Origin of the sequence: Rhodococcus sp. NPDC079359, from assembly GCF_040702585.1 — a bacterium.
GTDB lineage: Bacteria > Actinomycetota > Actinomycetes > Mycobacteriales > Mycobacteriaceae > Rhodococcoides.
Genome location: NZ_JBFBLH010000007.1, coordinates 164401 through 181427 on the forward strand (window position 1 = coordinate 164401; position 17027 = coordinate 181427).

The 17027-nt window shown below is 65.2% G+C and carries 13 protein-coding genes; 6 read left to right on the top strand and 7 right to left on the bottom strand.

The features are described from left to right. The 4 genes from gcl to allB are packed head-to-tail and all read left to right on the top strand — an operon-like array spanning position 1 to position 5300. A complete protein-coding gene (gene gcl / locus AB0362_RS17950; protein ID WP_317809025.1) occupies positions 1-1800 on the top strand; it encodes a glyoxylate carboligase in 1800 nt (599 codons plus the stop codon). A gap of 2 nt (positions 1801-1802) precedes the next feature. Then, a complete protein-coding gene (locus AB0362_RS17955; RefSeq protein WP_317809024.1) occupies positions 1803-2936 on the top strand; it encodes a glycerate kinase in 1134 nt (377 codons plus the stop codon). Beyond that, the gene (alc, locus tag AB0362_RS17960) at positions 2933-3976 is read left to right on the top strand and encodes an allantoicase (protein ID WP_317809023.1); all 1044 of its coding nucleotides are present in this window, start codon (positions 2933-2935) and stop codon (positions 3974-3976) included. The genes AB0362_RS17955 and alc overlap by 4 nt, the downstream gene beginning before the upstream one ends. 4 nt (positions 3977-3980) lie before the next feature. After that, a complete protein-coding gene (gene allB, locus AB0362_RS17965) occupies positions 3981-5300 on the top strand; it encodes an allantoinase AllB (protein WP_317809296.1) in 1320 nt (439 codons plus the stop codon). Between the two features lie 33 nt (positions 5301-5333). Here the strand turns inward: allB and AB0362_RS17970 are convergent, their stop codons facing one another. Next, complete coding sequence (locus AB0362_RS17970; RefSeq protein WP_317809022.1) at positions 5334-7670, bottom strand: DUF222 domain-containing protein; 2337 nt, start codon at positions 7668-7670, stop codon at positions 5334-5336. A 383-nt stretch (positions 7671-8053) separates the two neighbouring features. Here AB0362_RS17970 and AB0362_RS17975 point away from each other — a divergent pair, with 383 nt between their 5' ends. Next, complete coding sequence (locus tag AB0362_RS17975) at positions 8054-8413, top strand: hypothetical protein (protein ID WP_317809020.1); 360 nt, start codon at positions 8054-8056, stop codon at positions 8411-8413. Positions 8414-8546: 133 nt separating this feature from the next. Then, the gene (locus AB0362_RS17980; protein WP_317809019.1) at positions 8547-9308 is read left to right on the top strand and encodes a dienelactone hydrolase family protein; all 762 of its coding nucleotides are present in this window, start codon (positions 8547-8549) and stop codon (positions 9306-9308) included. A 13-nt stretch (positions 9309-9321) separates the two neighbouring features. Here AB0362_RS17980 and AB0362_RS17985 read toward each other — a convergent pair whose 3' ends face one another. The 6 genes from AB0362_RS17985 to AB0362_RS18010 form a co-directional block, all read right to left on the bottom strand. Beyond that, positions 9322-10404: an XdhC family protein gene (locus AB0362_RS17985; RefSeq protein WP_366236016.1), complete on the bottom strand. Its 1083-nt coding sequence runs from the start codon at positions 10402-10404 to the stop codon at positions 9322-9324. A 1-nt stretch (position 10405) separates the two neighbouring features. Next, positions 10406-11848 carry an NCS2 family permease gene (locus tag AB0362_RS17990; protein WP_317809017.1) on the bottom strand — a complete coding sequence of 481 codons (1443 nt, stop codon included), beginning with the start codon at positions 11846-11848 and terminating at the stop codon, positions 10406-10408. A gap of 122 nt (positions 11849-11970) precedes the next feature. Beyond that, a complete protein-coding gene (locus tag AB0362_RS17995; protein WP_317809016.1) occupies positions 11971-14295 on the bottom strand; it encodes a molybdopterin cofactor-binding domain-containing protein in 2325 nt (774 codons plus the stop codon). Then, the gene (locus AB0362_RS18000) at positions 14292-15644 is read right to left on the bottom strand and encodes an 8-oxoguanine deaminase (protein ID WP_317809015.1); all 1353 of its coding nucleotides are present in this window, start codon (positions 15642-15644) and stop codon (positions 14292-14294) included. The genes AB0362_RS17995 and AB0362_RS18000 overlap by 4 nt, the downstream gene beginning before the upstream one ends. Then, positions 15641-16114 carry a (2Fe-2S)-binding protein gene (locus AB0362_RS18005; protein WP_068048485.1) on the bottom strand — a complete coding sequence of 158 codons (474 nt, stop codon included), beginning with the start codon at positions 16112-16114 and terminating at the stop codon, positions 15641-15643. Before AB0362_RS18005 ends, AB0362_RS18000 begins: the two co-directional genes overlap by 4 nt. A gap of 2 nt (positions 16115-16116) precedes the next feature. Continuing rightward, positions 16117-16983 (bottom strand): FAD binding domain-containing protein, encoded by an 867-nt coding sequence (locus AB0362_RS18010; RefSeq protein ID WP_317809014.1) that lies wholly within the window; start codon positions 16981-16983, stop codon positions 16117-16119. Between the last annotated feature and the right edge of the window lie 44 nt (positions 16984-17027).

Sequence of the window (17027 nt, forward strand, 5' to 3'; positions counted from 1 at the left end):
ATGGCCAAGATGCGCGCGGCCGATGCCGCGGTGAAGATTCTCGAACTCGAAGGTGCAACAACGGCATTCGGTCTGCCCGGTGCCGCGATCAACCCGTTCTACGCGGCGATGCGCAACCACGGGGGCATCCGCCACGTGCTGGCCCGCCACGTCGAAGGTGCCTCGCACATGGCCGAGGGATTCACCCGGGCTGCTCCGGGCAACATCGGCATCTGTATCGGAACCTCCGGCCCGGCCGGCACCGACATGATCACCGGGCTGTATTCGGCCATGGCCGACTCGATTCCGATCCTCGCCATCACCGGCCAGGCCCCGGTCGCGAGGCTGCACAAGGAAGACTTCCAGGCCGTCGACATCGCGTCGATCGCCGCACCGGTGACCAAGATGGCGATGACGGTGCTCGAACCGGCCCAGGTTCCCGGTGCCTTCGCGCAGGCGTTCCACCTGATGCGCTCAGGACGGCCCGGCCCGGTGCTGATCGATCTGCCCATCGACGTGCAGCTGGCCGAGATCGACTTCGATCCCGACACCTACCAGTCGCTGCCCGTGCACAAGCCCGTTGCCTCGCGCGCTCAGGCCGAGAAGGCCATCGACATGCTCCTGGCTGCGGAGCGCCCGTTGATCGTGGCCGGCGGCGGAATCATCAACGCCGACGCCTCCGACCTGCTCGTCCAGCTCGCTGAGATCCTCGACGTTCCGGTCATCCCGACCCTGATGGGCTGGGGCACCATCCCCGACGATCACCGTCTCGCGGCGGGCATGGTCGGCTTGCAGACCGCGCACCGGTACGGCAACGCGACGATGTTGGCCTCGGACTTCGTCCTCGGCATCGGAAACCGTTGGGCCAACCGGCATACCGGCGGGTTGGAGACCTACCGCAAGGGACGCAAGTTCGTCCACGTCGACATCGAGCCGACCCAGATCGGACGTGTCTTCGCGCCGGACTACGGCATCATCTCCGACGCCAAGGCCGCACTCGAGCAGTTCGTCGCCGTCGCCGAGGAGCGCCGTGCCGCAGGTACCCTCCGCGATCTCTCGGGTTGGGTGGAGGACTGTGCGACGCGCAAGCGCACGATGCATCGTCGCACTCACTTCGATAACGTGCCGATCAAGCCGCAGCGTGTGTACGAGGAAATGAACAAGGTCTTCGATCGCGACACCCGCTACATCAGCACCATCGGGCTCTCCCAGATCGCGGGCGGTCAGTTCCTGCACGTCTACTCCCCGCGCAACTGGATCAACTGCGGGCAGGCCGGCCCACTCGGCTGGACCATTCCCGCGGCGCTCGGGGCGGTCGCTGCCGATCCCAAGGCGAATGTCGTTGCACTGTCCGGAGATTACGACTTCCAGTTCATGATCGAAGAGCTGGCCGTCGGCGCGCAGTTCAATCTGCCGTACGTGCATGTGGTGGTGAACAACTCGTACCTCGGGCTGATCCGTCAGGCGCAGCGCGCGTTCGACATGGACTTCTGCGTGCAGCTGGGATTCGACAACATCAACCATCAGGAGACCTTGGACGCGCAGCCCGGTATCCCCAAGGGCTACGGCGTCGACCATGTGCAGGTGGCAGAAGGGCTGGGCTGCAAAGCGCTTCGAGTCACCGAGCCGGACCTCATCGGCGAGACGTTGGTGCGGGCCAGGGCGCTGGCGAACGAGCACAAGGTTCCCGTCGTGGTGGAGATCATCCTCGAGCGGGTCACCAATATCTCGATGGGGACCGAGATCGACAACGTCGGCGAGTTCGAGGAACTGGCCAACACGTCGGCCGACGCCCCCACTGCGCTGCTCCTGCTGGACTAGAGATGACGCGGATTCTGCTCGCTCCCGACAAGTTCAAGGGCTCGCTGTCGGCAGCGGAGGTCGCGCAGGCGCTGGCCGAGGGAATGCTCTCGGTCGACTCGTCGCTCGAGACGGTATGCCTACCCGTCGCCGATGGCGGTGACGGCACCGTCGATGCTGCCGTCACCGCCGGGTGGGATCGAGTGGCAGTGACCTGCTCGGGACCGACCGGTGAGCCGGTGCAGACGTCATACGCTCGTCAGGGTGAGGTTGCGGTCGTCGAACTGGCGTCGGCGGTCGGGCTCGAGCTTCTTCCCGATGGACAGCCGGATGCGCTGGGAGCCAGTACGTTCGGTCTCGGTACCGTCATCGGGCACGCTCTGGAGGCAGGTGCGCAGCGTCTCGTCGTCGGACTCGGGGGCAGCGCATCCACCGACGGCGGCGCAGGAATGCTCAGCGCGCTGGGTGCCCGCATCCTCGATGCCGACGGCAACGACGTTGCGCTCGGCGGTGGTCCGCTGCGGGGCGCAGTCCACCTCGACCTGAGCGGCCTGTTGCCGTCGGCTCGGGATGCGGTGTTCGAGCTGGCTTGCGACGTCGACAATCCGTTGCTCGGTGTCACCGGAGCCGCGGCTGTCTACGGCCCACAGAAGGGTGCAGGGCCGCAGGAGTTGCTGTATCTGGAACACGGGATGCGGCAGTGGGCGCATTTGGTGCGCAACGCAATCGGCCGTGACCTCAGCGGCCTGGCGGGCACCGGGGCAGCCGGCGGAACCGCCTTCGGTGCCATGGCCGTACTCGGTGCTGCGGCCAAGCCGGGGATCGAGACCGTGCTCGAGCTGATCGACTTCGGCAGCGCTCTGGCGTCGGCCGATCTGGTCGTCACCGGCGAGGGCTCGCTGGACGAGCAGAGCCTGCACGGCAAGGCACCGATCGGAGTCGCTCATGCAGCGCGCGCGGCGGGGGTCCCGGTGATCACCGTGGCGGGACGCAGCGTCGTCGGCTTGGATCGATTGCGCCCCTACGGAATCACCGCCTCCTATGCGCTGACCGACCTGGAGCCGGACCCGCAGATCTCCATGCGAGACGCGGTTCGGTTGTTGCACGAGGTAGGTCGAACGTTGGCCACCACACACATTTTGGAAGGAACTTCATGACCGGAACCGATTTCACCACGCTGACCGACCTTGCTTCTCGGGCGCTCGGCGGCAGCGTCTCCGCAGCGAACGACGAGCTGTTCGCCCAGCGCGAGAACTTGATCAAGCCGGACGCTCCGCTGTTCGATCCCGCGGACTTCGGGCACAAGGGAAAGGTGTACGACGGCTGGGAGACTCGGCGTCGCCGCGACGAAGGCGGTCACGACTGGGCGATCGTGCGACTGGGTGCACCGGGCATCGTGCACGGCGTCGTGGTCGACACCGCACACTTCACCGGCAACTACCCGCCGTTCGTCTCCGTCGAAGCGGCGTCGATCGAGGGCTACCCGTCCATCGAGGACGTACAGAATGCGGAATGGCACAGCATCGTCGACAAGTCCTCTGCAGTCGGTGACACTGCGAACATGTATGCGGTGGCCGATCGGCACCGGTGGACGCATGTGCGTCTGTCCATCTACCCCGACGGTGGTGTGGCCCGGTTCCGTGTGCACGGCCAGGTGGTGCAGGATCCGCGGTTCCTCGCCGGCACCGTCGATCTGCTCGCCGCCGAGAACGGAGCTCGGCTCACCGACTGCTCCGACGCGTTCTACTCCTCCCCGGCCAACATCATCCTGCCCGGGCGGGCTCGCAACATGGGCGAAGGTTGGGAAAACTCGCGACGACGCAACGGCGGCAACGACTTCGCAGTCTTCGCCCTCGCTTCACCCGGTGCTCCGCGGCACGTGGAGGTCGACACCAGCTACTACGTCGGCAACGCACCGGGGTGGATTCGACTCAGCGCCATCGATTCTCGTCGCCGACACATCACGGACCCGACGGCATGGAGCGAGATTTTGCGCCGTACCGCCGTTCAGCCGGATACGCGTCATCGCTTCCTGCTGAACGAGGTCGACGCGTACACGCACCTGCGACTGGACGTGTACCCCGACGGCGGCCTGTCCCGATTGAGATTGTTCGGGGAACTCGACGCTGAAGCCCTGGACGCCGCTGATGTGGCGTGGAAGTCGTCCGAGCTTCAGAGTGTTTCCAGTGCAGTCTGATTCGATCGATCTGGTCGTTCGCGCTTCGCGGGCGGTGATCGGCGGACGGGAGGTCGCCGCTTCGGTCTCGGTGGTGGACGGCCGGATCGTGGCGATCGACTCCTATGATGCTGGTGGTGCGGTGCTCGCCGGCACCGTGGTCGAGCTCGGGCCAGACGAGGTGCTGCTGCCGGGTTTGGTGGACACGCATGTTCACGTCAACGAGCCGGGGCGTACCGAATGGGAAGGGTTCGCCAGCGCCACCCGGGCTGCCGCGGCTGGTGGCATCACCACCATCGTCGATATGCCGCTCAACAGCATCCCGCCGACGGTCGACGTTGCAGCTCTGGAAATCAAGCGGCGGGTGGCAGCGGATCAGTCGGTGGTCAATGTCGGATTCTGGGGCGGAGCCGTGCCGGGGAACATCGATCAGCTCAGACCATTGCACGATGCGGGTGTATTCGGCTTCAAGTGCTTCCTGCTGGCGTCGGGAGTGGACGAGTTTCCGCCGCTGACGATCCCGGAACTGGAGAAAGCTCTGATCGAGATCGCATCGTTCCACGGGCTGATGATCGTCCACGCGGAGAACGCCGAGGTCATCGCCGAGGCACCGTCCGCGTCGGGCCGCGAGTACTCGGAATTCTTGGAATCGCGTCCACGTGCGGCCGAGAACCGGGCCATCGAGCAGGTGATCGAGCTGTCTCGGCGGACGGGGTGTCGGGTGCACATTCTGCACCTGTCGAGCGCGGATGCATTGCCGATGATTGCTGCGGCCAAGCGGGACGGTGTTCGGGTGACGGTCGAAACCTGTCCGCACTATCTGTGTTTCGACGCCGAGGCCGTGCCGGCCGGGGCGACCCAGTTCAAGTGCTGCCCGCCGATCCGCGAGGCCGGCAATCGCGAGTTGTTGTGGCAGGGCTTGGCTGACGGCACGATCGACACCATTGTCACCGATCACTCGCCCTGTACGCCCGACCTGAAGCGTTTCGACACCGGGGACTTCGGCGATGCGTGGGGTGGCATTGCGTCGCTGCAGGTGTCACTTGCAGCGGTGTGGACCGAGGCGCGTGCTCGCGGCTTCGCAATGACCGACATCGTGCGGTGGATGGCCACGAACACGGCCGATCAGGTGGGTATGGCAGATCGGGGGCGCATCGAAGTAGGTTGTGCTGCAGATCTCGCGGTGTTCGCGCCGGATGAGAAGTTCACCGTTGACGTCGCGCAGCTGTACCACCGTAACCCGGTGACTGCGTACGACCGACTGGGCTTGTCGGGTGTGGTGCGACGGTCTTGGATCGCGGGCTCGGAGTCGTCGACCGGACAGCTGTTGCGGCACCAGCGCTGACCTTCTAGAACGGTGGCTCTGCGGAGTCTTCGGCTATGGGTTCTGTTTCGGGGTCGTGGTTGTCGGGTGGGTTGGGTAGGCGAGGTGGCCGGATCGTTTCCGTGTGGTGGGGATGTGTGGTCTGAGGTCGTTGCCGAGGATGGGTACGGCTGTTGCGTTGGTGGGCAGGGTGATTCGGGTGGTCTTGGATGTCGATGTCCACAGGATCGCTCCGCCGGGGAGCATGACGGCCTTCCAGTAGCCGGCGGTTTTGACGGAGTGGTGGTAGTCGCAGAGGCATTGGAGGTTGTTGACGGTGGTCCAGCCGCCGCCGCGTGGGTTGGCGTGGTCGAAGGGGGTGATGTGGTCGAGTTGGCAGCGTGCGGCGGGTCGGTGGCAGCCGGGGAATCGGCAGTGTTTGTCGCGTAGTCGGACGGCGGCGGTGGTGAGGGTGTCGGGTCGGTAGATCAGGGCGCGGTCGGTGAGCGGGTCGCGGGGTACTGATTTTCCGAGGGTGGGGTCTGCGGCGATGGCGGCTTCGAGAGCCGCGGCCAGCGATGCGCTGCCGAGGTAGAGGCCTGAGGGTGTGTGACCTGTGGGGATCGTCCGGTTGTTGCGCCGCATCGCGGAGGGCACGTCGAGGGCAGAGCTGTGCCGTGTGCCCCGGCCGACGGGTGTGTGGGTGCAGAACAGGGCTGCGGCGGAGGTCAGTGTTCCCAGGCGACGCTGGCGTGGATTGTCGCTGGCGGCAGCGGCAGCGGCAGCAGCAACGTCAGCGTCAGTTGCAGTCGAGCCTGTTCTCGGTTCCGGGCCTTGGGCTGACGTCGCCCCGGATGTTGTGGAGTCGGATGGTGTTGTGGGAGAGCGTGATTCCGAACAGTTCGGTGTGATATCAGGTGCCGGCGGTGTCTGTCCCGCAGGTGACAGTGACGCTGACGCCGGTTCAGACGAAGCTGCGAGGTCAGGGCCGGTGGCCGACGTTGCCTGAGCGGGAGGGTCGATCACTGGCGTCCCTGTGCGTGTTGCGGCGTGTTTCCGGGCAGGATCGGCGTCTGGGTCGGGAGTTGCCGGCGGGTCGGTCGCAGGTGCGGGTGTGGACTCGTCGTTCTCCTCGGCATCGCCGGTCTCCCCGTTCTCCTCGGCATCGCCGGTCACGTCGACCCCATCTGCGAGTGTCTGTGGTGACTCTGGTGCCGGTGGTGGCGCTGGTGCCGATGCGGGTGCTGCTGGTTCCGGTGTCGGTGTCGAGGTGTTCCCCGGCGCAGGTGCAGGTGCAGGTGAACTGGCCGGGGTCGGTTCGGTCGAGGAATCTGTCGCCGCCCTCGAGTTCGCTTCCGGCCCAGTTCCCTCTTCGGCATCAGCATCAGGGTCCGCGTCCGAGCGCGTGTCGTTGTCTTCGTCCGTCGCTGTTTCCGTCTCGGGTTCTGTTGCAGCCGATGTCTTCTCGCTGTCTGGGCGTCGTTCCCATTCCCCGGTCTCTGGGTTCTGCACAGCGAGTCCGAGTTTCTCGGCGAGGGTCACTGCTTCGGTGGGCAGGATCTGCCAGTGACTGTTGCGTGCCAACTCTCGCGCGAGGTCGGGGTCGATGGATCCGTGCCCGGCGAGGTAGGCGGAGTTGGCCAACAACCCGATGAGGGTGGCGATGTCGACGGTGATCATCGTCAACGGCACCCGACGATCCGGCAACGCGGTGTCTTTCTTCGGGCAATCCTCGCGTTGGCACAGGCATGCCAGTCGGGGTTCGCCGTGCATGCGGGCCATGAATGCATCGCACAGGCGTTCTTTCTTCCCGCGCGGATCTTTCGGGCAGAGAGTATCGGCCATCTCCTCGAGGAGTTGCCATGCGGCGGCGGCTTCGGGGGCGGTCAACTCGGCTCGAATGCGGGCCAGTTCTCCGGCGGGACTGTAGGTGACGGTCCGGAACTTCTTCGCGAACTCCCGCAACGCGGCCGCTTCCTCGGGTGCAACGCGCAGCAGGATGTCCCAGATCGCCTGCTCGAGCGGACCAGGGGACGACCTCCTCGCCGCCTCGACCACCTCTTTCTCGACCGACCTGACGATGTCGTCGGAAAGATTGTCGAGGATCCGGCACACCGTCCGAACGCGGGGAAGGTCTATCTCACCTGCCTCGAACGCCACCCGCAGCAGCGGCATCCGCGTGTGCAGGGCGACGCCGACGGAGACATACGATTCGGCGACGGTCGCCGAGCAGCCCAATGCCACTGCCATTTCGGTGCGTCCGTATCGGCTGTAGTGCTTGTGTTTGGAGTCCCGGGTGATCCAGTCGCAGTGCACGCGATAGCAGGCGGTGATCTTGCGGGCGGCCTGTCGATTTTCCTCACGCGCGGCAGCGGTCAACGCCTCCAGTGACACAGTCGGGACTGCACCCATCTTTCACCCCCCGGTGAGCAAGAAACGAACGCGTGTTCGAATACGAGAATGGTATCTCGACCTACCGACAGAAACGTAAATACATTGGCTCGGGCGCTCTGAGCATGGGCAACAGGAGGAACTGCTGCTCGGTGCGCCCGCGAGCTCGGCGGCATTGCGAGTTTCGCGCGAATCATGTTCACCTGTATCAGTGGTGGTACGTTCCGAGCGATTTCCGCTGAAGACGCGGAAGCCGACCGCATGTTTGTCGAGTGTCGGTGGCATCATCGCGGCGTGCTTCCAGCGTGGAGGTTGTGACAGTGAACGATCAAAAGATTCCGCCCGGATCTGATCGACCGCAACGAGAGTCCCCATTCTTGTTGGCTCTCGGCATGGCGGTGATCATGACATGGGCTTCGGCGTCGACAGCGACGCTGATCTACGCGCTCCTCGGCAGAACCGGATACCCACTGTCGGTTCTACTGCTCGTGGCACCGCTGGTCCCGTTCTATGCGTGGGTGATGCGTAAGGAGAAGGCACTGCAAGCCGGACCGAATTGGGATCGGCAGAAGGACAAGTTCTTGGCGGTGGTCATCTTCCCGGTTGTGGTTGTGGCCGTCATGCTGGCTGTGCTCGCACCGGTTCCGGTCCTGACGAACGCGCTTCCCACTGGAGGGGCGTTCGGTGCGACCGTTGCCTCGGCGGTCGTGATCGTCATCGCGATCATCGCGCGTGGTCAATGGCGCTCACGACGCGAGCACTAGTTCGAGATTTCGCCGGGCACTTCTACGTTGCTCACACCACGAAAGGTCGAATCGCAACAGGCGTACGGTCGCAAGGGCCCGATTCCTCGACTCGAAATGGACTCCAGTGCCCAGTTCACATGTGCAGATTCCCATGACCGACGGCGCGGCGGACGCGTTCGTCACCTACCCTGACGGCGATGGGCCGCATCCCGCAGTCCTGCTCTACATGGACATATTCGGCGTGCGATCAGTGTTGGAGGCCATGGCCCGCGAACTGGCCGAGCACGGTTACTACGTGCTGGTCCCCAACCTCTTCTACCGACACGGACCAGCACCGGTGGTCGAGCTACCCGAGCTCATCGACAGCGAGTCACGCCCGGCGCTCGTGGAGAAGCTGATGCCGCTGTTGGCCGAGCACACCGCTGACCGAGCCCGCGCCGACGCCGACGCCGAGGACTATCTCGCATTTCTCGACGAACAGCCGGCAGTGGGCGCCGGAAAGGTAGCAGTGGTCGGCTACTGCATGGGCGGAGTCCTGGCGATCCGCACGGCGGCCGCATTCCCCGATCGAGTCAGCGCTGCTGCAAGCTTCCATCCGGGGAAGCTCGTGACCGACGAGCCGGGCAGTCCCCATCAGTTACTCCTTGACGTTGCGGCTACGTCGGATCGTTCCGCAGGCTCCACTCTTGCCGCTGTCCACATCGGCCACGCTGATGGCGATATGACGCCCGAGGCCCTCGACGAGCTCGACGGAGCCCTCGACGCGGCTGGACTCGAGTACACCTCCGAGGTCTATCCCGGTGCTGTACACGGATTTACGATGGCCGACACCACCGCATTCGATGCAGCTGCACTGCAACGGCATTGGGATCGTCTGTTGCCTTTGCTCGAACGCACGATACGTGTGGGCTGAGTCGGGCCGATACTTACGCGTACTTCGCATCCCCCGCCGCCCCGTCGTGGTGGATCGGGTCGGCCGTGCGTGTCAAGGGCAGAGCGCTACCCCCGCGTCGCACGGCCACGAATTCCGCCGCGATGGCCAGTGCAGTTTCCTCGGGCGTTCTCGCCCCCAAGTCCAAGCCGATCGGCGACTTCAAGCGTGCGAGCTCCTGCTCGGTCAACCCGACGTCACGCAACCGGACCGCGCGATCGTCGTGAGTCCTGCGTGATCCCATGGCCCCGACGAAGGCCACCGGCAATCGCAGGGCCACCTCGAGCAGCGGTACATCGAATTTGGCGTCGTGCGTCAGGACGCAAATCACCGTCCGGGCATCGACGGCCGTCCGCGCCAGGTAGCTGTGCGGCCATTCGGTGACCACCTCGTCGGCGTCGGGAAACCGTGCAGCAGTGGCGAATACCGGTCGCGCGTCACAGACCGTCACGTGATACCCGAGGAACTTACCCACGCGGGCGAGTGCGCCTGCGTAGTCGATTGCCCCGAAGATCAGCAGCCGCGGGGCCGTGGCGTAGGACTGCACGAACACGTCGAGATCAGGCCGGCACCGCACCGACCGGATACCGGTACCGCCGGAGTCCAGCATCGCCAGCGCCTCACCGACGACCACGGCGTCGACGTCGGAGAACCCGGTGCTGCCGATAGTGGCCGAGGAGGACACTGCAAGCGATTCCCCTGACCCGGAGAGCATCGTGACCGTGGCCACCGCAGCGTCCGACGCGATGGCCGCGAGCACGGCACGCGGAGGACCGAGGCGTACGAACACCTCGATCACTCCCCCGCAGGTCAGACCGACAGCGAAAGCATCGATGTCGCTGTAGCCGAACGACTCTCGCTTGGACTCACCGGTCTCGAGAACCTCGCGGCACAGCTCGTACACGGCGCCTTCGACGCAGCCACCGGAGACGCTGCCCACTGCTTCACCGTCGGCGCAGACCGCCATCGCGGCACCCGGAAGCCTTGGGGCACTTCCGGATACCGCGATGACAGTCGCTACCGCATAGGGAATGCCAGCGCGGTCCCAGGCGGACAGGCGATCGACGATCTCTTTCACGTTACGAGATTCCCAACGCTTCTTCGATCGGGTGCAGGGCGAAGTAGACCAAGAATATACCCGACATCAGATACAGCAGCCAATGCGTCTGGCGTGCTTTGCCTTTGGCCAGACGAACGAGGGTGTACGAGATGACACCTGCCGCGACTCCCACGGTGATCGAGTACGTGAACGGCATCAGCACAATGGTCAGGAAGGCGGGGATCGCGATTTCGGTGTTCTCCCAATCGATCTTGCGTACGTGCGTCATCATCAGCGCGCCCACCAGAACCAGGGCCGGCGCAGCTGCACCGACGGGAACCACCCCGGCCAACGGAGTGAAGAAGATCAAGCTGGTCAGCAACCCGCCTGTGACGACGCTGGCAAGACCGGTTCGGGCACCCTCGGTGACGCCGGCCGCAGATTCCACCACGGCGGTGTTGGCGGAGCCGTTGATTGCGCCTCCGACGATGGCACCGATGCCGTCGACGGTGAGGATTCGGCTCAGTCCGGGCATCCTGCCTTGCTTGTCGACCAGGCCAGCTTCCTCGCCGACACCGAGGATGGTGCCCATGGCGTCGAAGAAGCCCGACAACACCAGTGTGAACAGGACAACCGATGCCGTGACGATTCCGGCTCGGGCGAAGCCGCCGAACAGGTCGACGTTGAATAGCAGGTCGAATTGTGGTGTGGCGACGATGGAGTCGGGCACCTTCGGTACCACCGGGCCCCACGCCTCCGGCTCGATATCGAACACCGAGTTCAGGATGATGGCAAGATTGGTGGCCACGAAGATGCCGATCAGCATCGCGCCCGGCACCTTCCGAACGAACAGCATGATCATCAGGATGAGCCCGACGCAGAACACGAACACCGGCCAGCCGGCGAGCTTGCCGAAGGTGCCGAGGGTGACGGCGGTTGCTGCCGACTCGTGGTGCCCGACGAACCCGGCGTCGACCAGGCCGATGAGCGCGATGAATGCACCGATTCCGACGCCGATCGCTTGCTTGAGCACCAGTGGTATGGCATCCATGATGAGTTGCCGAATGCCGGTGAGAGCGAAGACGACGATGACGACGCCCTCGAGAACCACCAGACCCATCGCCTGCGGCCAGGTCATGTACGGGGCCGCCTGGAACACCACGATCGGCGTCACCCCGAGGCCGGCTGCCATCGCGAGGGGCGCGTTTCCGACGACCCCCATCAGGATGGTCGTCAGCCCGGCGGACAGTGCCACCATGGTCGACAGCTGAGCCGGATCGAGCGTGGCACCGGTGACATCGCGTGCATCACCGATGATCAGAGGGATGAGAACGATCAGGTAGGCCATGGCCACGAATGTGGTGACACCACCACGAATTTCGCGTGACAGCGTCGAACCGCGGCCGGTGATGTAGAAGAACTTGTCGATCTGGGATCGACCTCGTCCGCTTTGGCGAGTGCTGGATGTGTCTACGTCGGTCATGATCGGCCCTCCCAGGGCGTGATCAACCTCGTCGAGCGTCGGGCCGGGCCGACATGCCGGGGGAGTTGGCGTCGGTACGGTTGTGCCGGACGAGGTTTCGTCGAATGGGGATGGAACTCGGATCAGCTGTTGATGATGTGTTCGGGTCGAACGGGTACGCGGGTCAGCGCGAGTCCGGTGGCGTTGCGGATGGCGGCGACGACGGCGGGCGTCGACGAGAGGGTGGGTGGCTCGCCGGCACCACGAAGGCCGTACGGTGCCAGGGGATCCGGGTTCTCGAGGATGTCCAGCTTCATGGGCGGCATGTCGAGAATGGTCGGAATCAGATAGTCGGTGAACGACGGGTTCTTCACCAGACCGTCCACGACGACGATTTCTTCCATCACCGCGAGGCCGAGGCCCTGCGCTGTGCCGCCGTGGATCTGGCCTTCGAGTGAAAGCCGGTTGAGGATCTTGCCGACGTCCTGCACGGCCGCCATCGCGACGACCTTTACGAGTCCGAGTTCGACGTCGACGTCCACCACCGCGCGATGGACACACAGGGCGAGCTGGGTGTGGCTCGCGCCCTGTCCGGTGACCGGATCCATTCCGCTGGTAGGGCGATGGTGGAATTCACGCGTCTGCTCGATGACGCGATCGCCGAGCACGTCCTCGATCGTGGCCAGCACGCCGTCGGTGGCCGAGACGATCTTGCCGCCGTCGAGGCTGAGGTCGGCCACCGCGCGGCCCAGGTACAGGCCGGCCAGGACGAACACCGCCTCGCGCACGGCCTCGCACGCGGTCTTGACTGCGCCACCGGTCATGTACGACTGGCGCGACGCGGACGAAGAGCCGGCATTGCCGACCTTGGTGTCGGCGGGATGGATGACGACCTTGGTGACGCCGAGTTCGGTGCGCGCGATCTGCGCCTCCAACGTCACCAGTCCCTGCCCCACCTCGGCAGCAGCCGTGTGCACCAATGCCGTTGCCTCGCCGCCGATCACCTCCAGCCGGACGCGAGCAGTGGAGTAGTCGTCATAGTTCTCGGAGAAGCAGATGTTCTTGATGCCGACGCCGTATCCGATCCCACGTACGACGCCTTCGCCGTGGGTGGTCTGCGATGCCCCACCCGGCAGATTCCGTATGTCCGACGCGTCCAGCGGGGCAGGTAGTTCCATCGCCTCGGCTCGGGCGAGCATCTCGGCCAGTGGGGCAGGTGCTTCGATGACCTGGCCGGTCGCGAGGATGGAACCTTGGCTGACGGCGTTGATCTGGCGGATTGCCACCGGTCCGATACCGCAGGCCTCGCCGAGCTTGTCCATCATCGACTCGTACGCGAAACATGCTTGCACTGCGCCGAATCCACGCATCGCACCGCACGGTGGATTGTTGGTGTACACCCCGTACGCGTCGATCTCGATGTTGGGGATGACGTACGGTCCGACACCGAGCGAGGCCGCGTTGCCGACCACGTTGAGGGTGGCCGAGGTGTACGCACCGCCGTCGAGGATGATCTCGACATCGGCGAACACGAGTTTGCCGTCCCTGGTGGCACCGTACTCGTAGTGCATCTGTGCGGGGTGGCGGTGTACGTGGCCGAAGAACGACTCGTACCGGTTGTAGACGATCTTGACCGGCTTGCCGGTGTGCATGGCGAGCATCGCCGCGTGGATCTGCATCGACAGGTCCTCACGGCCACCGAATGCACCACCGACGCCGGCCAGCGTCATTCGGATCTTCTCCTCGGGCAGGCCGAGACACGGCCCGATCTGCGCCAGATCGTTGTGCATCCACTGGGTCGCGACATAGAGATCCACGCCGCCGTCCTCGGCGGGAACGGCCAAGCCGGACTCGGGTCCGAGGAACGCTTGATCCTGGATGCCGACGGCGAAGTCGCTGCTGACGATGACATCCGCGGTGGCCCGTGCGGCGGCGACGTTGCCGACGCGCACCGGCTGATGTCGCGCCACTCCGCCGCGTTCCTGCACCTTCGGGTAGTCCGGATCCAGGGCTGCGCGTCGGGCATCGGTGAGAGGCTCGAGCACGTCGTAGACCACGACGATCTTTTCCATTGCGCGCCGTGCGGTTTCGGGATGGTCGGCTGCGATCAACGCGATCGGTTCGCCCTCGTGGCGCACCTCGTCGAAGGCCAATACCGGCTGATCCCAGGTGTGGTCGAGTCCGAAGCACTTGCGTCCGGGCACGTCCTCGTGGGTGAGTACCGCCTCGACGCCGGGAGTTGCCAGCGCCTTCGAGATGTCGACGGAGACGATCTTCGCGCGGGGATGCGGGCTGCGAAGCGTTGCGCCCCAGAGCATCCCGTCGATGAACAGGTCCGACGAATATGCGAACTCGCCCTTGACCTTCAGTGTGCCGTCGGGTCGCAGCGGGCTGTCGCCGACTCGACCTCGTCCCGGGGCGGGAATGTCGGCGGGAGCTTGCCGGGGTGTGGTGGTCGGGGCGCTCACAGCACGTCCTCCGCGAGTTTCATCAGGCGACGGTGCGCATCGGCTCCGGCGCGGCCTATTTCGTCCTGCGGTGCGCTGGTCAGGACATCGTTCTCGACGATCGTTCGACCGCCCACCATCAAGCGCGCGAGCGGCGGCGTCTGCCCGTACGCGAACGCGACGACCGGATCGTCCACGGCCGAATAGAACCCGTCGGTGCGCCAGATCGCGATGTCGGCGAGCTTGCCGACCTCGAGCGAACCGATCTCGCCCTGTCGGCCCAGTACCGTTGCGCCGCCCAGTGTTCCGATCTCGAGTGCCTGACGCGCCGTCAGTGCTGTCGGACCGTACTTGGCCCGCTGCATGTACATGGCCTGACGGACCTCGCCTGCGAGGGGCACCATTTCGGCCGAGGCGGAACCGTCGACCCCCAGGCCGACGGGTGCGCCGGCGGCGAGCAGGTCCGAGATCCGTGCGATACCGGCGCCGAGCCGAGCATTGGAACTCGGGCAATGGGCGGTGCCGGTACCGGTGGCCGCCATCTTCGCGATGTCGGAATCGTGCAGGTGCACTGCGTGGGCGAACCACACGTCGTCGCCCAACCAGCCGACCTGCTCCATGTATTCGACCGGGGTGCAGTTCATCTGAGCGAGGCAGTGCTCCTCTTCGTCGAGGGTCTCGGCCAGATGCGTATGCAGCCGAACGCCTTTGGCGCGAGCAAGCCCTGCGGACTCCACGAGCAGCTCTTTACTGATCGAGAACGGTGAACACGGTGCGACCGCGATGCGGAGCATGGAACCGAAGGAGGCGTCGTGATAGGTGTCGATGGCCTCGGCGGTGGCGGTGAGGATGTCGTCGAGTGATTCGACCACCTCGTCCGGTGGCAGGCCGCCGTCGGACACACCCCGGTCCATCGAGCCTCGGCACGGCTGGAAGCGGACTCCGATGCGCTGCGCCGCGTCGATCTCGGCGGCGAACAGATCGCCTCGGCCCTGGGGGAAGATGTAGTGATGATCGGTGCTGGTGGTGCATCCCGACTTCGCCAGCCATCCGAGCCCGGCTGCGGCAGCACCGCCGACGACCTCGGCATCCATCTTCGACCACGGCTTGTACAGCGCAACAAGCCATTCGAAGAGCGTGTTGTCCTTGGCGAGGCCCTGGGACGCCCACTGGTAGAGGTGGTGGTGTGTGTTCACCAAGCCCGGGGTGACCAGGCAACCGGAGGCGTCGATGGTCTCGGCGCCGGGGATGATCGGGGCGGGGCCCGATCCGATGGCGGTGATCATCGTGCCCTCGACGACGAGGTAGCCGTCGGGGATTTCGTCGCCGACGATGGGCGCGATGTAGGCACCCGAGATGACAGTGGTCATTTGGCTTCGGCCTTTCGAGTTGCTGCAAGCCGCACGGCGTCCAGGATCTTCTCGTATCCGGTGCAGCGGCAGAGGTTTCCGGCGAGTGATTCACGGATCTCGACGTCCGACGGATTGGGAACGCGCTCGATCAGATCGTGTGCTTGCACCACGAGCCCGGGGGTGCAGAAGCCGCATTGGACGGCTCCGCATTCGACGAACGCCTCCTGCATCGGATCCAGCTTGTCGCCTTCGGCGAGGCCTTCGACGGTACGAATCTCGCGGCCCTCGACCTGACCGGCGGCCACCAGGCAGGCACATGCGGGGACGCCGTCGAGATAGACGGTGCACGAACCGCATTCACCCTGCTCGCAGGCATTCTTGGATCCGGGGAGTCCCATGCGTTCACGCAGCAGGTAGAGCAGACTCTCGCCCTCCCAGACGTCGTCGGCTTCCATGTCTTTTCCGTTGATGGTGCAGTTGACTCGCATGTTCAGGCCACCTTCCGTGCGGCTGTGAGGTCTCGCCATGCCCAGCCCAGTGTTCGCCGGGCCATCACGGACAGGGCGTGCTTGCGGTAATCGGCAGTGCCTCGTACGTCGTCGATGGGACTTGCTGCCGCACTGACCAATCGGCCGAATTCCTCCGATACCCGCGGATCGAGGGCACCGTCCCACTCGAGTTCGGCCGCGAGGTAGTTCTCGGCATCGTAAGCCCGGCGCGGCGTCGGCGCAGCGGAGCCGAGCCCGGTACCCACGCGACCCTCCTGCGGAAACAGTGCGATCGAGAACGAACAGACGGCGATAACCATCGCGTTGCGGGTGCCGATCTTGGAGAAGTACTGCGGTCCCGCAGCCGGCGCTACGTGAAAGGCGCGGATGAGTTCGTCGGGCAGGCAGGAATTGCGCTTGACGCCGAGGTAGAACTCGGTGGCGGGGATCATGCGTACTCCGCGCTCGGCCGATTCGACTTCGACGGTCGCGCCCGCCGCGAGCAGAGGCGCGTGCAGATCGCCTGCCGGCGACGCGCCGCCGAGGTTGCCGCCGACGGTCCCGCGATTGCGGATCTGCGGTGAACCGACGGTGCGGGACGCCTGGGAGATGCCGGGGAGCATGTCTCCGAGCTCGGCGATGATGCGGACGTACGGCACGCCTGCGCCGACCCGCAACGTCCCGTCGGAAAGCCGCTCCCACTCGGTGAGTTCGGTGATCGGGTTCAGATCCAGCAGTGCGCCTGGCCGGTGCAGGTCGAAGTTCATCTCGACCATGACGTCGGTGCCGCCCTGGATGGGCACCACGTCGACGTCGTCGGCCTTCGCGGCCAACGCGTCGCCCCAGGTCTGTGGTCGTAGAAATTCCATCGTGCTGCTCTCCGCTCACGTGTCTTTCGGTCGTGTTCACCCAG

Bases quoted from the DNA above. Each gene is read 5' to 3' on its own strand.
- AB0362_RS17980 (WP_317809019.1), top strand. From the start codon at position 8,547: ATGACCGACGGCGCGGCGGACGCGTTCGTCACCTACCCTGACGGCGAT.
- AB0362_RS18000 (WP_317809015.1), bottom strand. From the start codon at position 15,644: ATGACCACTGTCATCTCGGGTGCCTACATCGCGCCCATCGTCGGCGAC.
- AB0362_RS17975 (WP_317809020.1), top strand. From the start codon at position 8,054: ATGACATGGGCTTCGGCGTCGACAGCGACGCTGATCTACGCGCTCCTC.
- alc (WP_317809023.1), top strand. From the start codon at position 2,933: ATGACCGGAACCGATTTCACCACGCTGACCGACCTTGCTTCTCGGGCG.
- AB0362_RS18010 (WP_317809014.1), bottom strand. From the start codon at position 16,983: ATGGAATTTCTACGACCACAGACCTGGGGCGACGCGTTGGCCGCGAAG.
- AB0362_RS17990 (WP_317809017.1), bottom strand. From the start codon at position 11,848: ATGACCGACGTAGACACATCCAGCACTCGCCAAAGCGGACGAGGTCGA.
- AB0362_RS17955 (WP_317809024.1), top strand. From the start codon at position 1,803: ATGACGCGGATTCTGCTCGCTCCCGACAAGTTCAAGGGCTCGCTGTCG.
- AB0362_RS18005 (WP_068048485.1), bottom strand. From the start codon at position 16,114: ATGCGAGTCAACTGCACCATCAACGGAAAAGACATGGAAGCCGACGAC.
- gcl (WP_317809025.1), top strand. From the start codon at position 1: ATGGCCAAGATGCGCGCGGCCGATGCCGCGGTGAAGATTCTCGAACTC.
- AB0362_RS17970 (WP_317809022.1), bottom strand. From the start codon at position 7,670: ATGGGTGCAGTCCCGACTGTGTCACTGGAGGCGTTGACCGCTGCCGCG.